Annotated in this window: 12 protein-coding genes and 1 pseudogene; 7 read left to right on the forward strand and 6 right to left on the reverse strand. The window is 72.9% G+C overall.

Annotated features, from left to right (window positions below):
- Positions 1–107: 107 nt before the first annotated feature.
- Positions 108–1,403 (reverse strand): PHB depolymerase family esterase, encoded by a 1,296-nt coding sequence (locus M2163_RS10565; RefSeq protein WP_280893844.1) that lies wholly within the window; start codon positions 1,401–1,403, stop codon positions 108–110.
- Positions 1,404–1,764: 361 nt separating this feature from the next.
- On the opposite strand from M2163_RS10565, the gene M2163_RS10570 reads away from it, so the two are divergent.
- On the forward strand, positions 1,765–2,742 hold the full coding sequence (locus tag M2163_RS10570) for a polysaccharide lyase family 1 protein (protein WP_280853040.1): 978 nt from the start codon (positions 1,765–1,767) through the stop codon (positions 2,740–2,742).
- A gap of 47 nt (positions 2,743–2,789) precedes the next feature.
- On the forward strand, positions 2,790–3,593 hold the full coding sequence (locus tag M2163_RS10575) for a pectate lyase (protein ID WP_280893845.1): 804 nt from the start codon (positions 2,790–2,792) through the stop codon (positions 3,591–3,593).
- A 64-nt stretch (positions 3,594–3,657) separates the two neighbouring features.
- On the opposite strand, the gene M2163_RS10580 is transcribed toward M2163_RS10575, so the two are convergent.
- Positions 3,658–4,416, reverse strand: a complete 759-nt coding sequence (locus tag M2163_RS10580) for a PaaX family transcriptional regulator C-terminal domain-containing protein (RefSeq protein ID WP_280893846.1) — start codon at positions 4,414–4,416, stop codon at positions 3,658–3,660.
- 71 nt (positions 4,417–4,487) lie between these two features.
- On the opposite strand from M2163_RS10580, the pseudogene M2163_RS10585 reads away from it, so the two are divergent.
- A pseudogene (locus tag M2163_RS10585) lies at positions 4,488–6,144 on the forward strand (acyl-CoA dehydrogenase family protein).
- Positions 6,145–6,281: 137 nt separating this feature from the next.
- Positions 6,282–8,306: a HEAT repeat domain-containing protein gene (locus M2163_RS10590; RefSeq protein WP_280893847.1), complete on the forward strand. Its 2,025-nt coding sequence runs from the start codon at positions 6,282–6,284 to the stop codon at positions 8,304–8,306.
- Between the two features lie 135 nt (positions 8,307–8,441).
- Here the strand turns inward: M2163_RS10590 and M2163_RS10595 are convergent, their stop codons facing one another.
- Positions 8,442–9,029, reverse strand: a complete 588-nt coding sequence (locus tag M2163_RS10595; protein WP_280853035.1) for a hypothetical protein — start codon at positions 9,027–9,029, stop codon at positions 8,442–8,444.
- Positions 9,030–9,314: 285 nt separating this feature from the next.
- Between M2163_RS10595 and M2163_RS10600 the strand changes: the two genes are divergently transcribed.
- Positions 9,315–10,400, forward strand: a complete 1,086-nt coding sequence (locus M2163_RS10600; RefSeq protein ID WP_280853034.1) for an exo-alpha-sialidase — start codon at positions 9,315–9,317, stop codon at positions 10,398–10,400.
- Positions 10,401–10,563: 163 nt separating this feature from the next.
- Here the strand turns inward: M2163_RS10600 and M2163_RS10605 are convergent, their stop codons facing one another.
- Positions 10,564–11,241 carry a uracil-DNA glycosylase gene (locus tag M2163_RS10605; protein ID WP_280853033.1) on the reverse strand — a complete coding sequence of 226 codons (678 nt, stop codon included), beginning with the start codon at positions 11,239–11,241 and terminating at the stop codon, positions 10,564–10,566.
- Between the two features lie 154 nt (positions 11,242–11,395).
- Between M2163_RS10605 and M2163_RS10610 the strand changes: the two genes are divergently transcribed.
- Both M2163_RS10610 and M2163_RS10615 read left to right on the forward strand, forming a co-directional pair.
- Entirely contained in the window at positions 11,396–12,379 is a 984-nt protein-coding gene (locus tag M2163_RS10610; protein WP_280853032.1) for a BadF/BadG/BcrA/BcrD ATPase family protein, read from the forward strand.
- 95 nt (positions 12,380–12,474) lie between these two features.
- Positions 12,475–13,398, forward strand: coding sequence for a hypothetical protein (locus M2163_RS10615; protein WP_280853031.1), 924 nt, complete (start codon positions 12,475–12,477; stop codon positions 13,396–13,398).
- A 105-nt stretch (positions 13,399–13,503) separates the two neighbouring features.
- Here the strand turns inward: M2163_RS10615 and M2163_RS10620 are convergent, their stop codons facing one another.
- Both M2163_RS10620 and M2163_RS10625 read right to left on the reverse strand, forming a co-directional pair.
- Positions 13,504–14,535, reverse strand: a complete 1,032-nt coding sequence (locus tag M2163_RS10620; protein WP_280853030.1) for a lactonase family protein — start codon at positions 14,533–14,535, stop codon at positions 13,504–13,506.
- A gap of 110 nt (positions 14,536–14,645) precedes the next feature.
- Positions 14,646–16,133, reverse strand: a complete 1,488-nt coding sequence (locus tag M2163_RS10625; protein WP_280854268.1) for an FUSC family protein — start codon at positions 16,131–16,133, stop codon at positions 14,646–14,648.
- Positions 16,134–16,280: the final 147 nt, after the last annotated feature.

A 16,280-nucleotide genomic window follows, 5' to 3' on the forward strand; every position in this document is an offset into this window, starting at 1 on the left:
GACCTTCGGCGCGGGGGACGCGGACGTCCGGCGGGACGTCCGCGCACCGTGTCGGAACGGCCGTGCGCCGGGTCGTCCCGCCGGAGGATCGCGACGGCCCTGGACCGTCAACTCGCCGTACAGGCCTTTCCGTTGAGGGTGAAGGCGCCCGGCGCCGCGCTGTTCCCGCCGTGGTTCGCCTGATAGCCGATGCTGACGCTCGCGTTCGGCGCGATCGTCGCGTTGTACGTCGCGTTCGTCGCCGTCACCGCGCCGGAGGCCGGGGTGTACGTGGCGCCCCACCCGTTGGTGATGGTCTGGCCGGCGGGAAGGGTGAAGGCCAGTTGCCAGCCGTTGATCGCGGTCGTGCCGGTGTTGGTGAGGGTGACCGAGGCCGTCAGGCCGGTGCTCCAGGCGTTCGTCGTGGCCGTCACCTTGCAGGCGCCCGGCTGGGGCTGCGGTGCCGGGCCCGAGCTGTCGAGGCCGAAGAAGGTGAGGGCGCGGGCGGCCATGCCGTTGGTGTAGAGGTTGTGGCCGACACCCTGGAGGCTGATCGCCTCGACGGGCGCCCGGTCACCGGTGGCGCCGTAGCGCGTGCGGGTCCAGCCCGAGACCGGCGTGTCCGTGGCGGCGGGTGTCTGGCTGACGCCGAGGACGTTCGTCCACTGCTTGATCTCCTCGCCGAAGTTGGGATAGCGCAGCACGTCGTCCGCGGTGCCGTGCCACACCTGCATGCGCGGCCGGGGGCCCGTGTACCCGGGGTAGGCGGCGCGGACCAGGTCGCCCCACTGCTGCGGGGTGTGGGTGACGGTGCCGCCCGAGCAGGCGCTGTTCCACTCGGAGCCGTCCGTCGTGGCGAAGCAGCCGAAGGGCACGCCGGAGAAGGCCGCGCCTGCCGCGAACACGTCCGGGTAGTCACCTAGCAGGACGTTCGTCATCATCGCGCCGGAGGAGATACCGGTGGCGTAGATCCTGCCGGTATCGGCCGAGTAGGTCCGCACCGTCCAGTCGATCATCGACTTGATGCCGACGGGGTCGCTGCCACCGCCCCGCTTCAGCGCCTGCGGCGAGGACACGTCGAAGCACTTGCTGGAGCGGGTGACCGAGGGGTAGATCACCACGAAGCCGTGGGTGTCGGCCAGTCGGGCCCACTCGGTGCCGTTGTACATGGCCGGCCCCGAGCCGGTGCAGTAGTGCACGGCCACGACGACCGCCGGGTGCGCGGTGACGTTGTCCGGCACGTACAGGTACATCTGCAGGTTGCTGGGATTGGCGCCGAAGCCCGTGATCTCGGTGAGGGCCGCCGTGGGGGCGGCCTCCGTGCGGGCCGACGCGGTGGGGACGGCGGCGAAGAGCACCGCCGCGAGTAATGCCAGCAGCGCCGCCAGCGCCGAACCGAGCGGTCTCCTGGGGATGGTGGACACGTCCTTGCCCCTCTCTCTCGAAGGATCAGCAGGATGAGGTGGTCCGCGGCCGGGTCGAGGCAGTGGTGGAGGTCGGCGAGCATCGTGGCATGCACATGGCCGCCATGGAAGCGCTCCCACACATCGAAAGAATTCGCTCGCATCCGCCAACCCCTCCCCCATCCGCACGGCCGAATGTCTTCTGCGCGAAGCGTTGACCAGAAAGCGCTTACCCTCTACGTTCCGTTCAGCGATGTGACCGACCCGCCTCACCGGGCCCCACATTGCCGTTCGACACTGCCCAAGCTATTCAGATTGGTGAACATCTCTCACGTACATGCCCAACAGGTACCAGACAGGCACCCCGAAGGGACGCACCCGCATGCGTACTCGCCCCCCACGTACACACGCGCAAAGATCCGCTCTGGCCGCCGGTGCGGCCGCGCTCGCGACGGCGGCCGCCCTGGCCGTTCCGCAGCCGGCCGGGGCCGCCGAGACCTCCCCCATCGGTTTCGGCGCCGGAACCACCGGCGGCGGCAGCGCCTCCGCGGTCACCGTCTCCACGCTGAGCGCCTTCAAGACGGCCGTCACCGGCAGCACGGCGAAGGTCGTCAAGGTCAACGGCCTGATCCCACTGAGCGGCACGGTCGACGTCGGCTCCAACACCACGGTGCTGGGCGTCGGTTCGTCGTCCGGATTCACCGGCGGCGGGCTGCGGCTGAAGAAGGTCACGAACGTCGTGGTCCGCAACCTGAACATCAGCAAGCCCCTCGCACCCGCCGACGGCATCGAGGTGCAGGCCTCGACGAAGGTGTGGATCGACCACAACTCCTTCTCGGCGGACCGCGATCACGACAAGGACTACTACGACGGACTGCTGGACATCAACCACGGTTCGGACAACGTCACGGTGTCCTGGAACACCTTCAAGGACCACTTCAAGGGCTCGCTCGTCGGCCACAGCGACAACAACGCGAGCGAGGACACCGGTCACTTGAAGGTGACGTACCACCACAACTGGTTCGACAACGTCAACTCGCGCATCCCCAGCCTGCGCTTCGGCACCGGGCACTTCTACGACAACTACGTCGTCGGCGCCGAGACCGCGGTGCACTCGCGCATGGGCGCCCAGATGCTCGTGGAGAACAACGTCTTCCGCAGTACCGGAGTCGCTGTCACCACGAACCGGAGCAGCGACGTGGACGGGTACGCCAACCTGCGCGGCAACGACCTCGGCGGAGCCGCCACCGAGGTCTCCCGGGTCGGCACCTTCACCAGCGCTCCGTACAGCTACACCGCCGAGCCCGCCTCCTCCGTCGTCACCTCGGTGACCGGCGGCGCGGGCGCCGGAAAGCTCTGACCACCCCCGACCAGTCCACCCCCCGACAAGGAAGAAGGATCCGGGACATGACTTCTTCGGCACGTCCACGCGCGCGTACGCGTGCGCTGACCGGAGCCGCGGCCGCCCTCGGCCTCTCGGTTGGCATGATCATGACTCTCCATGCGCCGACGGCGAGCGCCGCCACCTGGCCCACCGCGAACGGCAGCCAGGCGGTCTCCTCGACCATCCAGCTGTCCGGTACCAAGGACTACGGGATGAAGCGCCTGTACGGCACGGGCGACCTCGGCAGCGACAGCCAGGACGAGGACCAGGGGCCGATCCTGAACCTGGCCGCCGGCACCGTCCTGAAGAACGTCATCATCGGCGCCCCCGCGGCCGACGGCATCCACTGCGCGGGCAGCTGCACGCTGCAGAACGTGTGGTGGGAGGACGTCGGCGAGGACGCGGCGACCTTCCGCGGCTCCTCGTCGTCGAACGTCTACACCGTCTCCGGCGGTGGCGCGCGGTCGGCCAGCGACAAGGTGTTCCAGTTCAACGGCGCCGGCACGCTCAACGTCTCGAGCTTCGCGGTGCAGAACTTCGGCACCTTCGTGCGCTCCTGCGGCAACTGCTCGACGCAGTACAAGCGGACGATCAACCTCAACACCGTCGAGGCGACCTACTCGGGCAACAAGCTCGTCGGGATCAACACCAACTACGGCGACAGCGCGACCCTGAAGAACATCACGATCGTGGGCGACTCCAGCAAGAAGATCGTCCCGTGCCAGAAGTACATCGGGAACAACACGGGCAAGGAGCCGACCACGAACGGCTCCGGACCCGACGGTACGTACTGCAAGTACGCGACGTCCGACATCACCTACAGGTAGCCGACCGGCAGGTGAAGGCGGCCGTACGAAGTGCCCCCGCACGGCGCTTCGCACGGCCGCCGTGTCATGCGCGCACGTGCTGCTGCGGGACGGTGTCGGCCAGCTCGCGCTGATAGGCCGCGTACGCGGAGCGCAGTTCCGCGCCCGGCCAGTCGGACGGCAGTAGTTCGGGCGGCAGCACCGGATCAGTCAGCAGATGGCGAACGACCGCCGCGAAGCCGGTGAGCCGGTCGGCGGGCCGGTCCGCGCGGGCCACATGGGCGAGCAGCGCCCGGGAGTCGGCCGCCCAGCCGTCGAGGGGCCACAACGCGGCGGCCAGCTCGGGGCCGGAACCGTCCGGGCGGGCCGAGAAGCGCCGGGCGACCCCGTCGAGGTCGTCCGGGAGCGGCCGCAGCAGGTTGGCGGGACGCAGCCAGACACCCTCGCGCAGTTCGGCCAGCCGCAGGGCGGTCAGCCGTGCGCGCAGGTCGGCGCGTTCGGCCGGTCCACGGCCCGTCGCGGTGATCACGACCGTCTCCCAGTCACCGTCCCACGCGCGCGTGCGGGGATGCACGGAGTCGTCCTGACGGCGCTGACGCGCGAGCAGGCGGTCGCTGAGGCCGTAGACGGTGTCGGCGCGCCGCAGGTCACCGGCGCTCACCATCCGGCTGAGCGCGGCGCGCAGCGTGGAGCCGCCGACCCCGAACGGCTCCACCGCGCGGACCAGGTCCTTCACCGGCATCTCCGGCGGATGCGCGCCGAGCAGCAGGCTCAGCACGACCGACCGGGCGGACAGCGGCCGCAGGTCGACCCCGCCGGGCTGCTCCGCCATGTTCCTCCGCATGGTCACGTACTGTACGACCCGTTCATGTTGCACTATTGCTACGGCCGCAGAGGAAGTGCAACATGGGCTCCATGGTCTCCCTTCCCGCGTCCGAGCACGCCGCCACCCACGCCGTCACCAACCAGCCCCCTCCCCTGACCCCGTACGACGCCTCCGACGACCCCGTCCTGCTGGAAGGGCTGCGTCGCGAGGGTGCCGCCTGGGCCGAGGAGGGACTCCGCCGGCTCGGTCTGCGGGCCGGCAGTGCCGAGGCCCAGGAGTGGGCGGATCAGGCCAACCGGCACGAGCCGGTGCTGCGCACGCACGACCGGTACGGCAACCGGATCGACGAGGTCGACTTCCACCCGAGCTGGCACCATCTGATGCGGACCGCCGTCGCCGAGGGCCTGGCCGGCACGCCGTGGGCGGAGGACCGTACCGGCGCCCATGTCGCGCGCACGGCGGGCGGTCTGGTGTGGGGGCACACGGACGCGGGCCACGGCTGTCCCACGTCGATGACGTACGCGGCGATCCCCGCGCTGCGCAGGGAACCGGAGCTGGCGAAGGTCTACGAACCCCTGCTGACCGGCCGTGAGTACGAGCCGGAGCTCAGGGTCCCGACCGACAAGCGCGGGCTGCTCGCGGGCATGGGGATGACCGAGAAGCAGGGCGGGTCCGACGTCCGGACGAACACCACGACGGCCACGCCCACCGCGGAGCCCGGGGTGTACACGCTGCGCGGGCACAAGTGGTTCACCTCGGCGCCGATGTGCGACGTGTTCCTGGTGCTGGCGCAGGCGCCGGGCGGGCTGTCGTGCTTCCTCGTCCCGCGCGTCCTGCCGGACGGCAGCCGCAACACCTTCCGCATCCAGCGCCTCAAGGACAAGCTCGGCAACCGGTCGAACGCGTCCTCCGAGCCCGAGTTCGACGCCACCGTGGCCTGGCTGGTCGGACCCGAGGGGCAGGGCGTCAAGACGATCATCGAGATGGTCAACTGCACGCGGCTGGACTGCGTGATGATGTCGGCGACCCTGATGCGCAGGACGCTCGTCGAGGCGGGTCACCACGCCCGGCACCGCAGCGCGTTCGGCGCCCGGCTGATCGACCAGCCGCTGATGCGCAACGTCCTGGCCGATCTGGCACTGGAGTCCGAGGCCGCCACGACCCTCACGCTGCGACTCGCGGGCGCCGCCGACCGGGCCGTGCGCGGGGACACCGGCGAGCAGGCGTTCCGCCGCATCGCCACCGCGGTCGGCAAGTACTGGGTCACCAAGCGGGGTCCGGCCTTCACCGCGGAGGCCCTGGAGTGCCTCGGCGGGAACGGCTACGTGGAGGACTCGGGCATGCCCCGGCACTACCGGGAGGCTCCCCTGCTGTCGATCTGGGAGGGTTCCGGGAACGTCAACGCCCTCGACGTCCTGCGGGCGTTGCGCCGCGATCCGGACACCGCGCAGGCGCTGTTCGGCGAACTCGCCCTGGCCCAGGGGGCGGACGCCCGCCTGGACTCGGCCGTGGCCCGCCTGAAGGACCTGCTGGCCACGGCGTCCGAGTCGGGTGCGCGCCGCCTGGTGGAACACATGGCTCTGACGCTCCAGGCCTCCCTCCTCGTCCGGCACGCCCCGGCCGCGGTCGCCGACGCGTTCTGCGCGACCCGGCTCGGCGGCGACTGGGGGCACGCCTTCGGCACGCTGCCCGAGGCCGCGGACGTGGACGCGGGTCCTGGCGAGGGCCCTGCCCGGTGACAACTGAGGCCGTCCCGGCGCCTCCTGGCGAGAACCGGACCACCTCCCTGTCCGGATCGCTCACCGTCACACGCTGATTCCGCTTCGTTGTCGGTCCCGTGGTGCAGACTCCGATCAGTTGGTACTTCGCCTGGGGAGGACAACGTGTTCACGGGGATCGACGAGGTCGACTGGGCCTCGCTGCGGCATGCGGACGGCAGCGCGGCGGACGTGCCCGGACTGCTGCGGGGGCTCGCCTCCGCGGACCCGGTCGAGCGGGAGACGGCTCTCGACGGGCTGTACGGCGCCGTGCACCACCAGGGCGACGTGTACGACTCGACCGTGGCCTGCGTTCCGTTTCTGCTCGCGCTCGTGGCGAGCGGGGAGGTCGCGGACCGGGCCGGCATCGTCGAACTCCTCGTCGGCATCGGGGCGGAGAGCGCGGGCCGGGAGGACGGCGCCGAGGACCGGCTGCGCGCGCGGGCCCGGGCAGGGGTGCGCGCCGGCGCCGAGGTCTTCGTCCGGCTGGCGGGGGACGCCGACCCCGCCGTCCGCCGTGCCGTCCCCGGGGCCCTCGTGCGTTTCCTGGACGAACCGGCGCGTGTGCTGGGGCTGTTGCGGGAGCGCTGCGCGCTGGAGCGGGACGACCGGGTCCTGCACGCCCTCACCGAGAGCCTCGGCCTCTTCGTACGACGGCATCCCGGGCACGCGGCCGGGGCGCTGGAACTGCTGACGGCCCAGAGCGCCGCGCCGTACGACCCCGGCCTGCGGCTCGCCGCCCTCGGCCGGCTCGCCGAGTGCGCTCCCGACCGGCTGCCGCCCGACCTGGTGACGGTCGCCGTGGAACTGCTCAGGGAGCGGTCCGCGCAGCGCTCCGGCCGACGCGACGACGTCGGCTGCCCCCACTCCGGCACCCTCGCGGACCGGCTGCGGCGGCTGCGGCCCTCGGACGAGGAGGGCTCGCAGCTGCTGCGGACCCTGCACCGCGGTCTCGGGGACCGACTGGCCGAGCGCGCTGCCCTTCTGGAGGGGCAGTTGACCGGTCCGGACGCCGTCGACCGGTGCAACGCCGTGTGGATGGCTGCGGGGCTGTTCCGTGAGTGGCGCGGTGACTGGAGCGGGCTCGTCACCCTGATAGGCGCCCAACTGGCTTCGGACGAGGACTGGTTGCGCGAGGCCGCCGTGTCCGTCCTGGAGGACCTGTTCGACCTGGCCGCGCCCGCCGCCGACGACCTGGCCGCCCTGGTGACCTCCCGGCCGGACCTGTGGGTACGGTGCCGGGAGCGTGGGGCACCGGCCCTGGGCGGTCCGCTCAAGGCCCTTGCCAGGAGCGGGGACTCCCGGGCGACACCGGTGCTGGAACAGGTGCTGGCGGGTCCGGACGTGCCCGACGACCTGGGCCATGTGGTCGGCCGTCTGGGCCCCGCGGCGGCCCCGCTCGCGCCCGCACTGCGCCGTCTGCTGGGCGAGGTCGCGCCGGACTCGGCCGGGACCTTCGAGCGGGCCGTACCGCTGCTGTCGGCCCTCACCGCGCTGGGCGACACGGAGGCCGTACCGCAGGTGCTGCGGCTGGTGCGGGGTCTGCCGGAGTCGCTGCGGAGGCGGGACGCCGTCGTGGAGGCGGCCGTCCGCGCCCTGGAGGAGTTCGGCAGCGCTGCGCCCGCCCGGGTCGTACCCGTGCTGCGCGAGCTGCTGGAGTCGGAGTACGCGGCGGTCGCCGCGGGAGCGCTGTGGTCGGTGGAAGGGGACGCGTCGGCCGTACTGCCCGTGCTGACGGGTGAGTTGGCGGACGGCATGCCTCGACGGCGAGTGGCCGCGGGGGTGCTGGGGCGCCTTGGGCCGAAGGCCGGCGGGGCACTGCCCGAGGTGCGGCGGATGCTCCTGGCGGAGGATCCGTGGGAGCGGGTGTCCGCCGCGTGTGCGGTGTGGCGGATCTCCGGGGACGGGGAGCTCGCCGCGCCGGTCCTGCGCACGGCCTGGAGGGAGCGTCCGTACACCCGCCGGGCCGTCACCGCCTGCCTCGCCGCCCTGGGACCCGCCGGAGCGCCCCTGCATGATCTTCTCCGAGCCGAACTGGCCGCTCGGCGCAGGCATCTGGCGTCGCCGTCCCGCGGGTACGGCAGCCATGACGTGCTGGACGACGAGCGGTTGGTGCGCGCGTGCCGGGAGGTGTTGGCGGCGGCCGGGTAGGGGCCCCGCGCCCAGATGTCGGAGGCGGCCGGGTACGGGCCGTCCTGCGCGGAGGCCGTAGGAGGAGACGGTACGGCGAGCGCCCAGGGCGCTCACGCGGTGCCGGCCGGCGCCACGCCGTCCCGCCCGCCGGTGCTACCTCCCGTCCGCCCGCCTCCCGCCCCACAGGGGTCCGAAGTGTGCCCAGTCCGTGTCCCACCGGTCGAGGCGGCGGCGTTCCAGCCGCCCGCGGAGGACCCGGCCGCCGACGAAGGGGACGGCCGCGGTGCTCACGCCGACCAGCACGCCGATCATCGCGGCGCGGATCCTGGCCTGGTCCCGGGTGGCGGGCTGGGTCATCAGACGCCCCTGGGCGTCGGTCCAGACGGTCACCGGGGTGCCCTGGGTGCTGCCGGGATCGACGCGCACCTGGCCCGTGTGGACCGAGCCGTCGGCCCCGGTCCAGGCCACCTCGCCCCACACCCGTTCCCCGCTCGACGTGCCCGGGTCGGCCGTGCCGGGCGCGCGGTCGGCGAGCCGGGCCACGACGGGCCGCCACTCCACGCGCTCCAGCGCCAGCTGGTGCTCGACGGCCCGGCTCACCCCCAGCCCGGCGAGCACCCCGGCCACCACGGTGAGCAGCCAGGCACCGAGCACGACCCACGCCTCGACGGCGTCGGCGCGGCGTCTGAGCGGATTGCGTCGCCAGCGCCACAGCCAGACCTTGGGACCACGGAACGCCATCGAAGGCATCCTCCTCATGAGCGACGGGCGCACGAACATGCCGGACCGACCTCCCATACGGGAGAGGTCTCCTGGATGCTCACGGCTCACGGCGAGTTCTCCGTCACGACGCTCCCAGCGGCCGCCCGGCACCGACGGCACCTTGCCGAAAGCCGCCCGTCAATCGCCGCGGCCGGTTATCATCCCCGCTCTGACCTGCGGTGAAGCCCTTTCCAGAGGTGACTGTCAGTGGCGGGGTGCAGACTGGCCGGTGTCTGGGACAAAGACGTCACGGAGGTGACCGGTATGGCCGAGAAGCTGCTTGCCGTGGGGACGCGCAAGGGTCTGTTCATCGGGCGCGGGCGCGGCGGCACCTGGGAGTTCGACGAGAGCCCGTATTTCAACGCGCAGGCCGTGTACTCGGTGGCGATCGACACCCGGGGCGAGCGCCCGCGGCTGCTGGCCGGCGGCGACAGCGCCCACTGGGGACCGTCGGTGTTCCACTCCGACGACCTGGGCCGCACCTGGACGGAGCCCGCCCGGCCCGCCGTGAAGTTCCCGAAGGACACCGGGGCCTCCCTGGAGCGGGTCTGGCAGCTCCATCCGGCGGCGGCAGAGCCGGACGTGGTGTACGCGGGCACGGAACCGGCCGCGTTGTACCGCTCCGAGGACCGAGGGGAGAGTTTCGAGCTGGTCCGGCCCCTGTGGGAGCATCCGACCCGGTCGAAGTGGGTGCCGGGCGGCGGCGGGGAGGGGCTGCACACCGTCCTGACCGACCGGCGTGACCCGCGCGCGGTGACCGTGGCCGTCTCCACTGCCGGGGTGTTCCGCACCCGGGACGGCGGCGCGAGCTGGGAGCCGTCCAACTCCGGGGTCTCGGCGGTGTTCCTGCCCGACCCGGACCCGGAGTTCGGCCAGTGCGTGCACAAGGTGGCCCGGGACGCGGCCGATCCGGACCGGCTCTACCTCCAGAACCACTGGGGTGTGTACAGAAGCGACGACGGGGGGTCGCACTGGACGGACATCGGCGAGGGGCTGCCGTCCACCTTCGGCTTCGCGGCGGCCGCCCATCCCCGCCGCGGCGGGACGGCGTACGTCTTCCCGATCAACGCCGACGCGGACCGTGTCCCGGCCGGTCACCGGTGCCGGGTCTTCCGCACGGCGGACGCGGGCAAGAGCTGGGAACCGCTCACGGCGGGCCTGCCGCAGGAGGACCACTACGGCACGGTGCTGCGGGACGCGATGTGCACGGACGACACCGACCCGGCCGGCGTCTACTTCGGCAACCGCAACGGCGAGGTGTACGCCTCGGCCGACGACGGCGACAGCTGGCGGCAGTTGGCCTCGCACCTGCCGGACGTGCTGTGTGTGCGGGCGGCGGTGGTCGCGTGATCCTGACGGGCCGTCGGGGGATCGTGCCCACGGTCAAGAAGCCGGCCCACGGACAAGTAGCCGTCCACTGACCAGAAGCCGGCCCACCGGTGAGCAGCCGGCTTCCCGTTGAGGAGCCGGCTTCCCGGTGAGGGGGCGTCCGGAGGAGAGTCCGCCTGACGTTCTACGGCAGTTGCCAGTTCACCGGCTGTCCGCCCTGGCGGACCAGCAGGTCGTTGGCGCGGCTGAAGGGGCGCGAGCCGAAGAAGCCGCGGTCCGCCGACATGGGTGACGGATGGGCGGACTCGATCGCCGGAAGGTCGCCGAGCAGGGGGCGGAGGTTGCGGGCGTCCCGCCCCCACAGGATGGACACCAGCGGCTTCCCGCGCGCCGCCAGCGCCCGGATGGCCTGCTCGGTGACTTCCTCCCAGCCCTGTCCGCGGTGCGCGCCGGGCTTGCGCGGGGCGGTCGTGAGCGCCCTGTTGAGCAGGAGCACGCCCTGCTGGGTCCACGGCGTCAGATCGCCGTTCGAGGGCCTGGGCAGTCCGAGGTCGGAGTGCATCTCCCGGAAGATGTTCTCCAGGCTTCCCGGCAGGGAACGCACCTCGGGCGCCACCGCGAAACTCAGTCCGATCGCCATTCCCGGTGTGGGGTAGGGATCCTGACCGACGATGAGGACGCGGACGTCGTCAAAGGGCTGCTGAAAGGCCCTCAGGACGTTCGCCCCGGCCGGCAGATAGGTCCGGCCCGCCGCTATCTCGGCCCGGAGGAAGTCCCCCATCGCCGCGATGCGTTCGGCCACAGGTTCGAGGGCCTTCGCCCAGCCTGCTTCGACAAGTTCGTGCAAGGGTCGTGGTGCCACGGCGCGTCACTCTACTGGCACACACCGACGCCCCGCATACCCAGGGAAGACCCCCTCGCGGGCCGTGCCGCGGGCGCTACTCTTCCTCCCCGTCGAGATCTTCGAGCCGGCCCGGCCGAGCACGCCGCCGGTCGACGGGAAGGAGAGGAGCCGCATGCCTTCAGCGACGGATGACGGGTTCCTCGCCGTCGACTCCGGCGGCTCCGGTCTGCGGGTCGTCGTCGGCACCCCCGGCCGGGGGACCACGGCGCCGCGGGAGTCACGGGTGCCGGTGCGGACGGGTCCGCGCGGCATCGATCCGGATCACCTGATGGAGCAACTGGTCCCCCTGGTCCGGGCTCTCATGCCCGAGGCGGGCGTGAACCGGCTCGGTACCGCCGTCGTCGGGGCGGCCGGTCTCGCGACCCTGGGTGACGCCCTGCGGGCGGAGCTTCCCGCCGCGCTGGAGCGGGAGTTCGGGGCGCGGAGCGTCGCGCTCGTCGCGGACGCGGTGACCGCCTACACCGGCGCCCTCGGAACGCGTCCGGGCGCGGTGCTCGCCGCCGGTACCGGTCTCGTCGCGATCGGCACCGACCTCAAGTCCTGGCGCCGGGCGGACGGCTGGGGTCATCTGCTGGGCGACTGCGGGGGTGGCGCGTGGATCGGGCGGGCCGGACTGGAGGCGGCGCTGCGTGCCCATGACGGTCGGTCCGGGGGCTCGGCCGCGCTGCTGGCCCGGGCCGAGGAGTCGTTCGGACCGGTGCGGGAACTACCCGGCCGGGTCTACCCGCGTACGGACCGGCCCGCCGTGCTGGCCTCCTTCGCGCCGCAGGTGGCGGCCTGCGCCGGGAGCGACCCGGTGGCCGGGAGGATCCTGCGCGAGGCGGCCCGCCACATGGCCGATTCCGCGGCCGCTGTGTGTCCGGCGCAGGGCGAGGCACATGTCGGCCTCACCGGTGGCTTGTTCAGGTTGGGTGCCGCCCTCGTCGTACCGCTGGAGGAAGAGCTGGAGAGGCGGTTGCCGCACGCGCGGCGGGTCCCGGCGGCGGGCGGCCCCTTGGAGGGATCCGTACAGATCGCCACAGAACTGGCGCGCGGTGCACTGACCCTGCCGCCGGACGAGGCGATGGTGTACGTGGTGAGCCCAAAGAGGGGCTGAAGCGGACGTAACTCATCAGACAAAACCGGACGGATACCGCTCACCTGCACCCTCCCCGAACAGGGAAGCCCAGGAAGCCAGTAACATGCGTCGCCATGAGCTCCCCCACTGGGCCCGCGTCCGGCCTGCCAGTACGAATGCCGCGACCTCGCCAGCCCGGGCGGCACCGCCGACCCGAGCCGCTGGCGGCTCCCGAGGGCGCGCCCGCGCTCGTCCTCGCGGTCCCGGGCACGCCCGGCGCGGCCACGCGCGGTCTCGCCGAGGAGGTCGTGAGCATCGCCCGCTCCGAGCTGCCCGGCCTCGACGCGCGGATCGGCTACCTGGACGGGGACGACTCGGAGTTCCCCACGCTCCAGGCCGTGCTGGCGCACACCGCCGACGAGCGCACCGCCCGTTACGAGCAGGCCAAGGCCGCCGGGATGGACGTCAAGGAGCCCGAGGGCCCCGTCGCCGTCGTGGTGCCGCTGCTCGCCGGTCCGGACAGCTCGCTGCTGCGCCGGATCCGCCAGGCCGTGATGGACAGCCGGATCGCGGCCGACCTCACCGACGTGCTGGGCCCGCACCCGCTGCTCGCCGAGGCGCTGCACGTGCGGCTGTCGGAGGCCGGGCTGGCCCGCGCCGACCGCGCCCGGCTGTTCGCGGTGACGACCGCCGCCGACGGCATCATCCTCGGTGCGGTGGGCGGCGAGGAGGCGGTGCAGGCGGCCGGGATCACCGGCATGCTGCTCGCCGCGCGGCTGGCCGTGCCGGTGATGGCGGCGGCGCTGGACCAGGACGGTTCGATCGCGTCCATCGCCGAGCAGCTGCGGTCCTCCGGTTCGCAGCAGCTGGCCCTCGCGCCCTACCTGATAGGGCCGGAGATCGACCCCGCCGTGATCGAGGACGCCGCCAGGGAGGCCGACTGCTCCGCCGCCGACCCGCTCGGCCCCTACCCGGCGATCGGCAAGCTCGTCCTCGCCAAGTACACGACCGCGCTGGGCATCGCCCCGCAGCAGGCGCAGGGTGCCCCGGTGCGCTGAGCGCACCCGCACCCGCACCCGCACCCGCGTCCGCGTCCGCGTCCGCGAACACCGAAAGGGCCCGCTCCCACCGTCGGAGCGGGCTCTTCGGCGTGCCGGCCCCGGTCAGTCGAAGATCACGCAGGAGGCGGCCGGCACCTCGATCGAACCTTCGTACCGGGGCAGGCCGGTGGCCGGATCGACGGCGAACCAGGTGACGTCGCCGGAGCGCTCGTTCGCCACGTACAGGAAACCGCCGTATTCCGCGAGGGCCCGGGGCCAGTGGCCGCCGCAGATGACGGTGCCGACCAGGCGCAGCTCGTCGCCCTCGACGGCGAACGTGGACAGGACGTCCTCGCCGCGGGTGGCGGTCCACACGAACCGGCCGTCGGGGGACGTGACGACCCCTGACGGGTACGCGTCGCCCGAAGGGGCGCCCGCCAGCACGGGGACCTCGCTCAGGGGCTTCAGGAAGCCTTCCTCGGCGTCCCAGCGGCACACGGTGAGGGTCGGGGTGAGCTCGTTGAGGACGTAGGCGCGGGTGCCGTCGGGGTGGAAGGCCAGGTGGCGCGGTCCCGAACCGGGGCGCAGGGCGATCTCGCGGTGCACGTCGAGTGTTCCGCCGGTCAGGGTGCACACCCGCACGGAGTCGGTGCCGAGGTCGACGCTGACGACCCACCGCCCGCTCGGATCGGGCTGCACCTGGTGGGCGTGCGGGCCCTGCTGGCGGGGCGTGTGCGGGCCCGCGCCGGTGTGCCGGAGCACTCCGGAGGGGGCGCCCGCGAGGGTGCCGTCGGGACGCAGCGGCAGGGTGGTGACGCTGCCGGAGCCGTAGTTGGCGGTCAGCACGTGTCCGGCGTGCACGGCGAGGTGTGTGGGCCCGTTCCCGTCCACCGCCACCGGCGGGCCGGCCGGCTCGGGCCGGTCGCCGGTCACCCGGTACGCGGCGACCGCGCCCTCGGCCGTCTCACTGACGGCGTAGAGCACGTCCCCGTCGGACGACAGGGCCAGATACGACGGATCGGGTACGGCGTCGAGGCCGCTCAGCACCTTCAGCGCGCCCGTGCCCGGGGTCACCGCCGCCGTCACGATGCCGGGGCCTCCCGCCGCCGTGAACGACCCGATCCAGGCCCGTCGCCGTCCGCCGCCGTCTGCCACAGTCGTCCCCTCTCGGTCCGTGCCGCTCGGGGCGACGGTAGCAGTCGATCACTACCGGTCTAGACCAACCGCGGTAAATTCACGAGGGCGGACCCGGACAGGGAAGGGCTTCAGGCCCCGACCAGCGGCGAGCCGGTCGGGGTCCGCAGGGGCGCCGCCAGTTCCGCGAGCGCCCGTTCCAGTCCGTGCAGATGGGCCAGCGCGGGTTCCCCGGCGGGAGGGGCGTCCGCCACCGGGAGGTCCCTGCCGTCGGTGAGCGCCTCCACCGCGCCCTCCACCCGTCGGCACGCCGTGGTCAGGCGGGTGTCGTGCGAGGCCTCGGGATCGGCCGCGACGGTGACCAGGCCCCGGATCTCCCGGGCGCAGTCGTCCAGCAGGGCCAGGACGCGGCGGGCGCGGCGCTTGCGGGCCGACACGGGGTGGAGGGGGTGGACCAGCGGGGCGACCGAGAGGCGGACCCGGCCGAGCAGCTGCTCCAGTTCCGCGACGCGGCCGGCCGGGTCGGCGCCCGGTACGCCCGCGAGACGGGCGGCGGCCTCGGCGGTGCAGGCGTGGACGCAGCGCAGGGCACGCTGGATCCAGGCGTCGGTGACGCTGTGGGTGGTGATCGGCAGGACGAACAGCACCGCCAGGACGGCCCCGACCGCGCCGACGCCGGTCTCCGCGAGCCGCAGCGCCAGCAGGCCGGGGTCCAGGACGCCGAGGAGGCCGTAGAGGAGCTCGGCGAGCAGGGTGACCCACAGCATCATCCACGTGTACGACACGGCGGCCGTGTAGAAGATGCCGAAGACGCAGACGGCGACGAGGACGGCCGTGGGCGCCGGTGCCCCGTGCAGCGGTACGGCGACGAGCAGTCCGAGGCCGATGCCGATCACCGTGCCGAGGACGCGGCGGAAGCCGCGCACCAGGGTCTCGCCGCGTGAGGCGGTGTTCACGAAGATCCACCAGGTGGCGCCGACGGCCCAGTACCAGCGCTGTCCGGAGACCAGCTGGCCTACGACGAGGGCGAAGCCCGCACCCGCCAGGGCCTGCACCGCCTGACGGGTGGTCGCGCGGGCGAGGCCGGTGCCGGCGGGAGGGGCGGGCACCGGGGCCGGGGGAAGCCGGCGCTCGTAGCACCACAGGCCGAAGCGGACCGCGGCGGCGGTGAGCACGGACAGCAGGACGGCGGCGTACAGCTCGGGCAGCCGGTCGGTGGTCGCGTGCAGGAACTGCGCCACGAAGAACGTCATGAACGCGAAGACGCCGAGGCTGTGCCCGCGCGGGCCCCAGCGCCGGGCGTACACGCCCGCGCCGACCACGGCGAGGAAGATGAGGTCGCGGGCGACGGGCTGGTCGTGGAGCTCGGCAGCGGCGGTGAGCACGGGGAGGCCCACGGCGGGCAGCAGGGCGGTGGTGAGCGCCTGCTGCTCGACGGTGGCATCGGTGACGGTGAACAGGGCGAGCAGCGCGGCGAGACCGCCGGTGACGGCACCGGCGAGCGAGTGGCCCGCGAGGCCGCACACCACGACGGCGAGTCCGATCCCGAGCACCGCCCGCGCGGCGAACCGCAGCCGCACCCGGCCCGGGTCCGGCGCCACGAACACCCTCTTCAGCACGTACCGCCCCCTGATTCCCTCGGACACCGGCATGGAAAAGGCGCCGCGGGGGTTCCGCAGCGCCATCGACGGGCTCATTGCAGCATCCTCGGCACTGTCGGCTCAAGCGAGGTCGAATATGCTGGGCCATTGGTATATCGAAGGCGG

It is taken from the genome of Streptomyces sp. SAI-135 (genome assembly GCF_029893805.1).
GTDB lineage: Bacteria > Actinomycetota > Actinomycetes > Streptomycetales > Streptomycetaceae > Streptomyces.

Bases quoted from the DNA above. Each gene is read 5' to 3' on its own strand.
- M2163_RS10570 (WP_280853040.1), top strand. From the start codon at position 1,765: ATGCGTACTCGCCCCCCACGTACACACGCGCAAAGATCCGCTCTGGCC.
- M2163_RS10575 (WP_280893845.1), top strand. From the start codon at position 2,790: ATGACTTCTTCGGCACGTCCACGCGCGCGTACGCGTGCGCTGACCGGA.
- M2163_RS10580 (WP_280893846.1), bottom strand. From the start codon at position 4,416: ATGCGGAGGAACATGGCGGAGCAGCCCGGCGGGGTCGACCTGCGGCCG.
- M2163_RS10595 (WP_280853035.1), bottom strand. From the start codon at position 9,029: ATGGCGTTCCGTGGTCCCAAGGTCTGGCTGTGGCGCTGGCGACGCAAT.
- M2163_RS10600 (WP_280853034.1), top strand. From the start codon at position 9,315: ATGGCCGAGAAGCTGCTTGCCGTGGGGACGCGCAAGGGTCTGTTCATC.
- M2163_RS10610 (WP_280853032.1), top strand. From the start codon at position 11,396: ATGCCTTCAGCGACGGATGACGGGTTCCTCGCCGTCGACTCCGGCGGC.
- M2163_RS10615 (WP_280853031.1), top strand. From the start codon at position 12,475: ATGAGCTCCCCCACTGGGCCCGCGTCCGGCCTGCCAGTACGAATGCCG.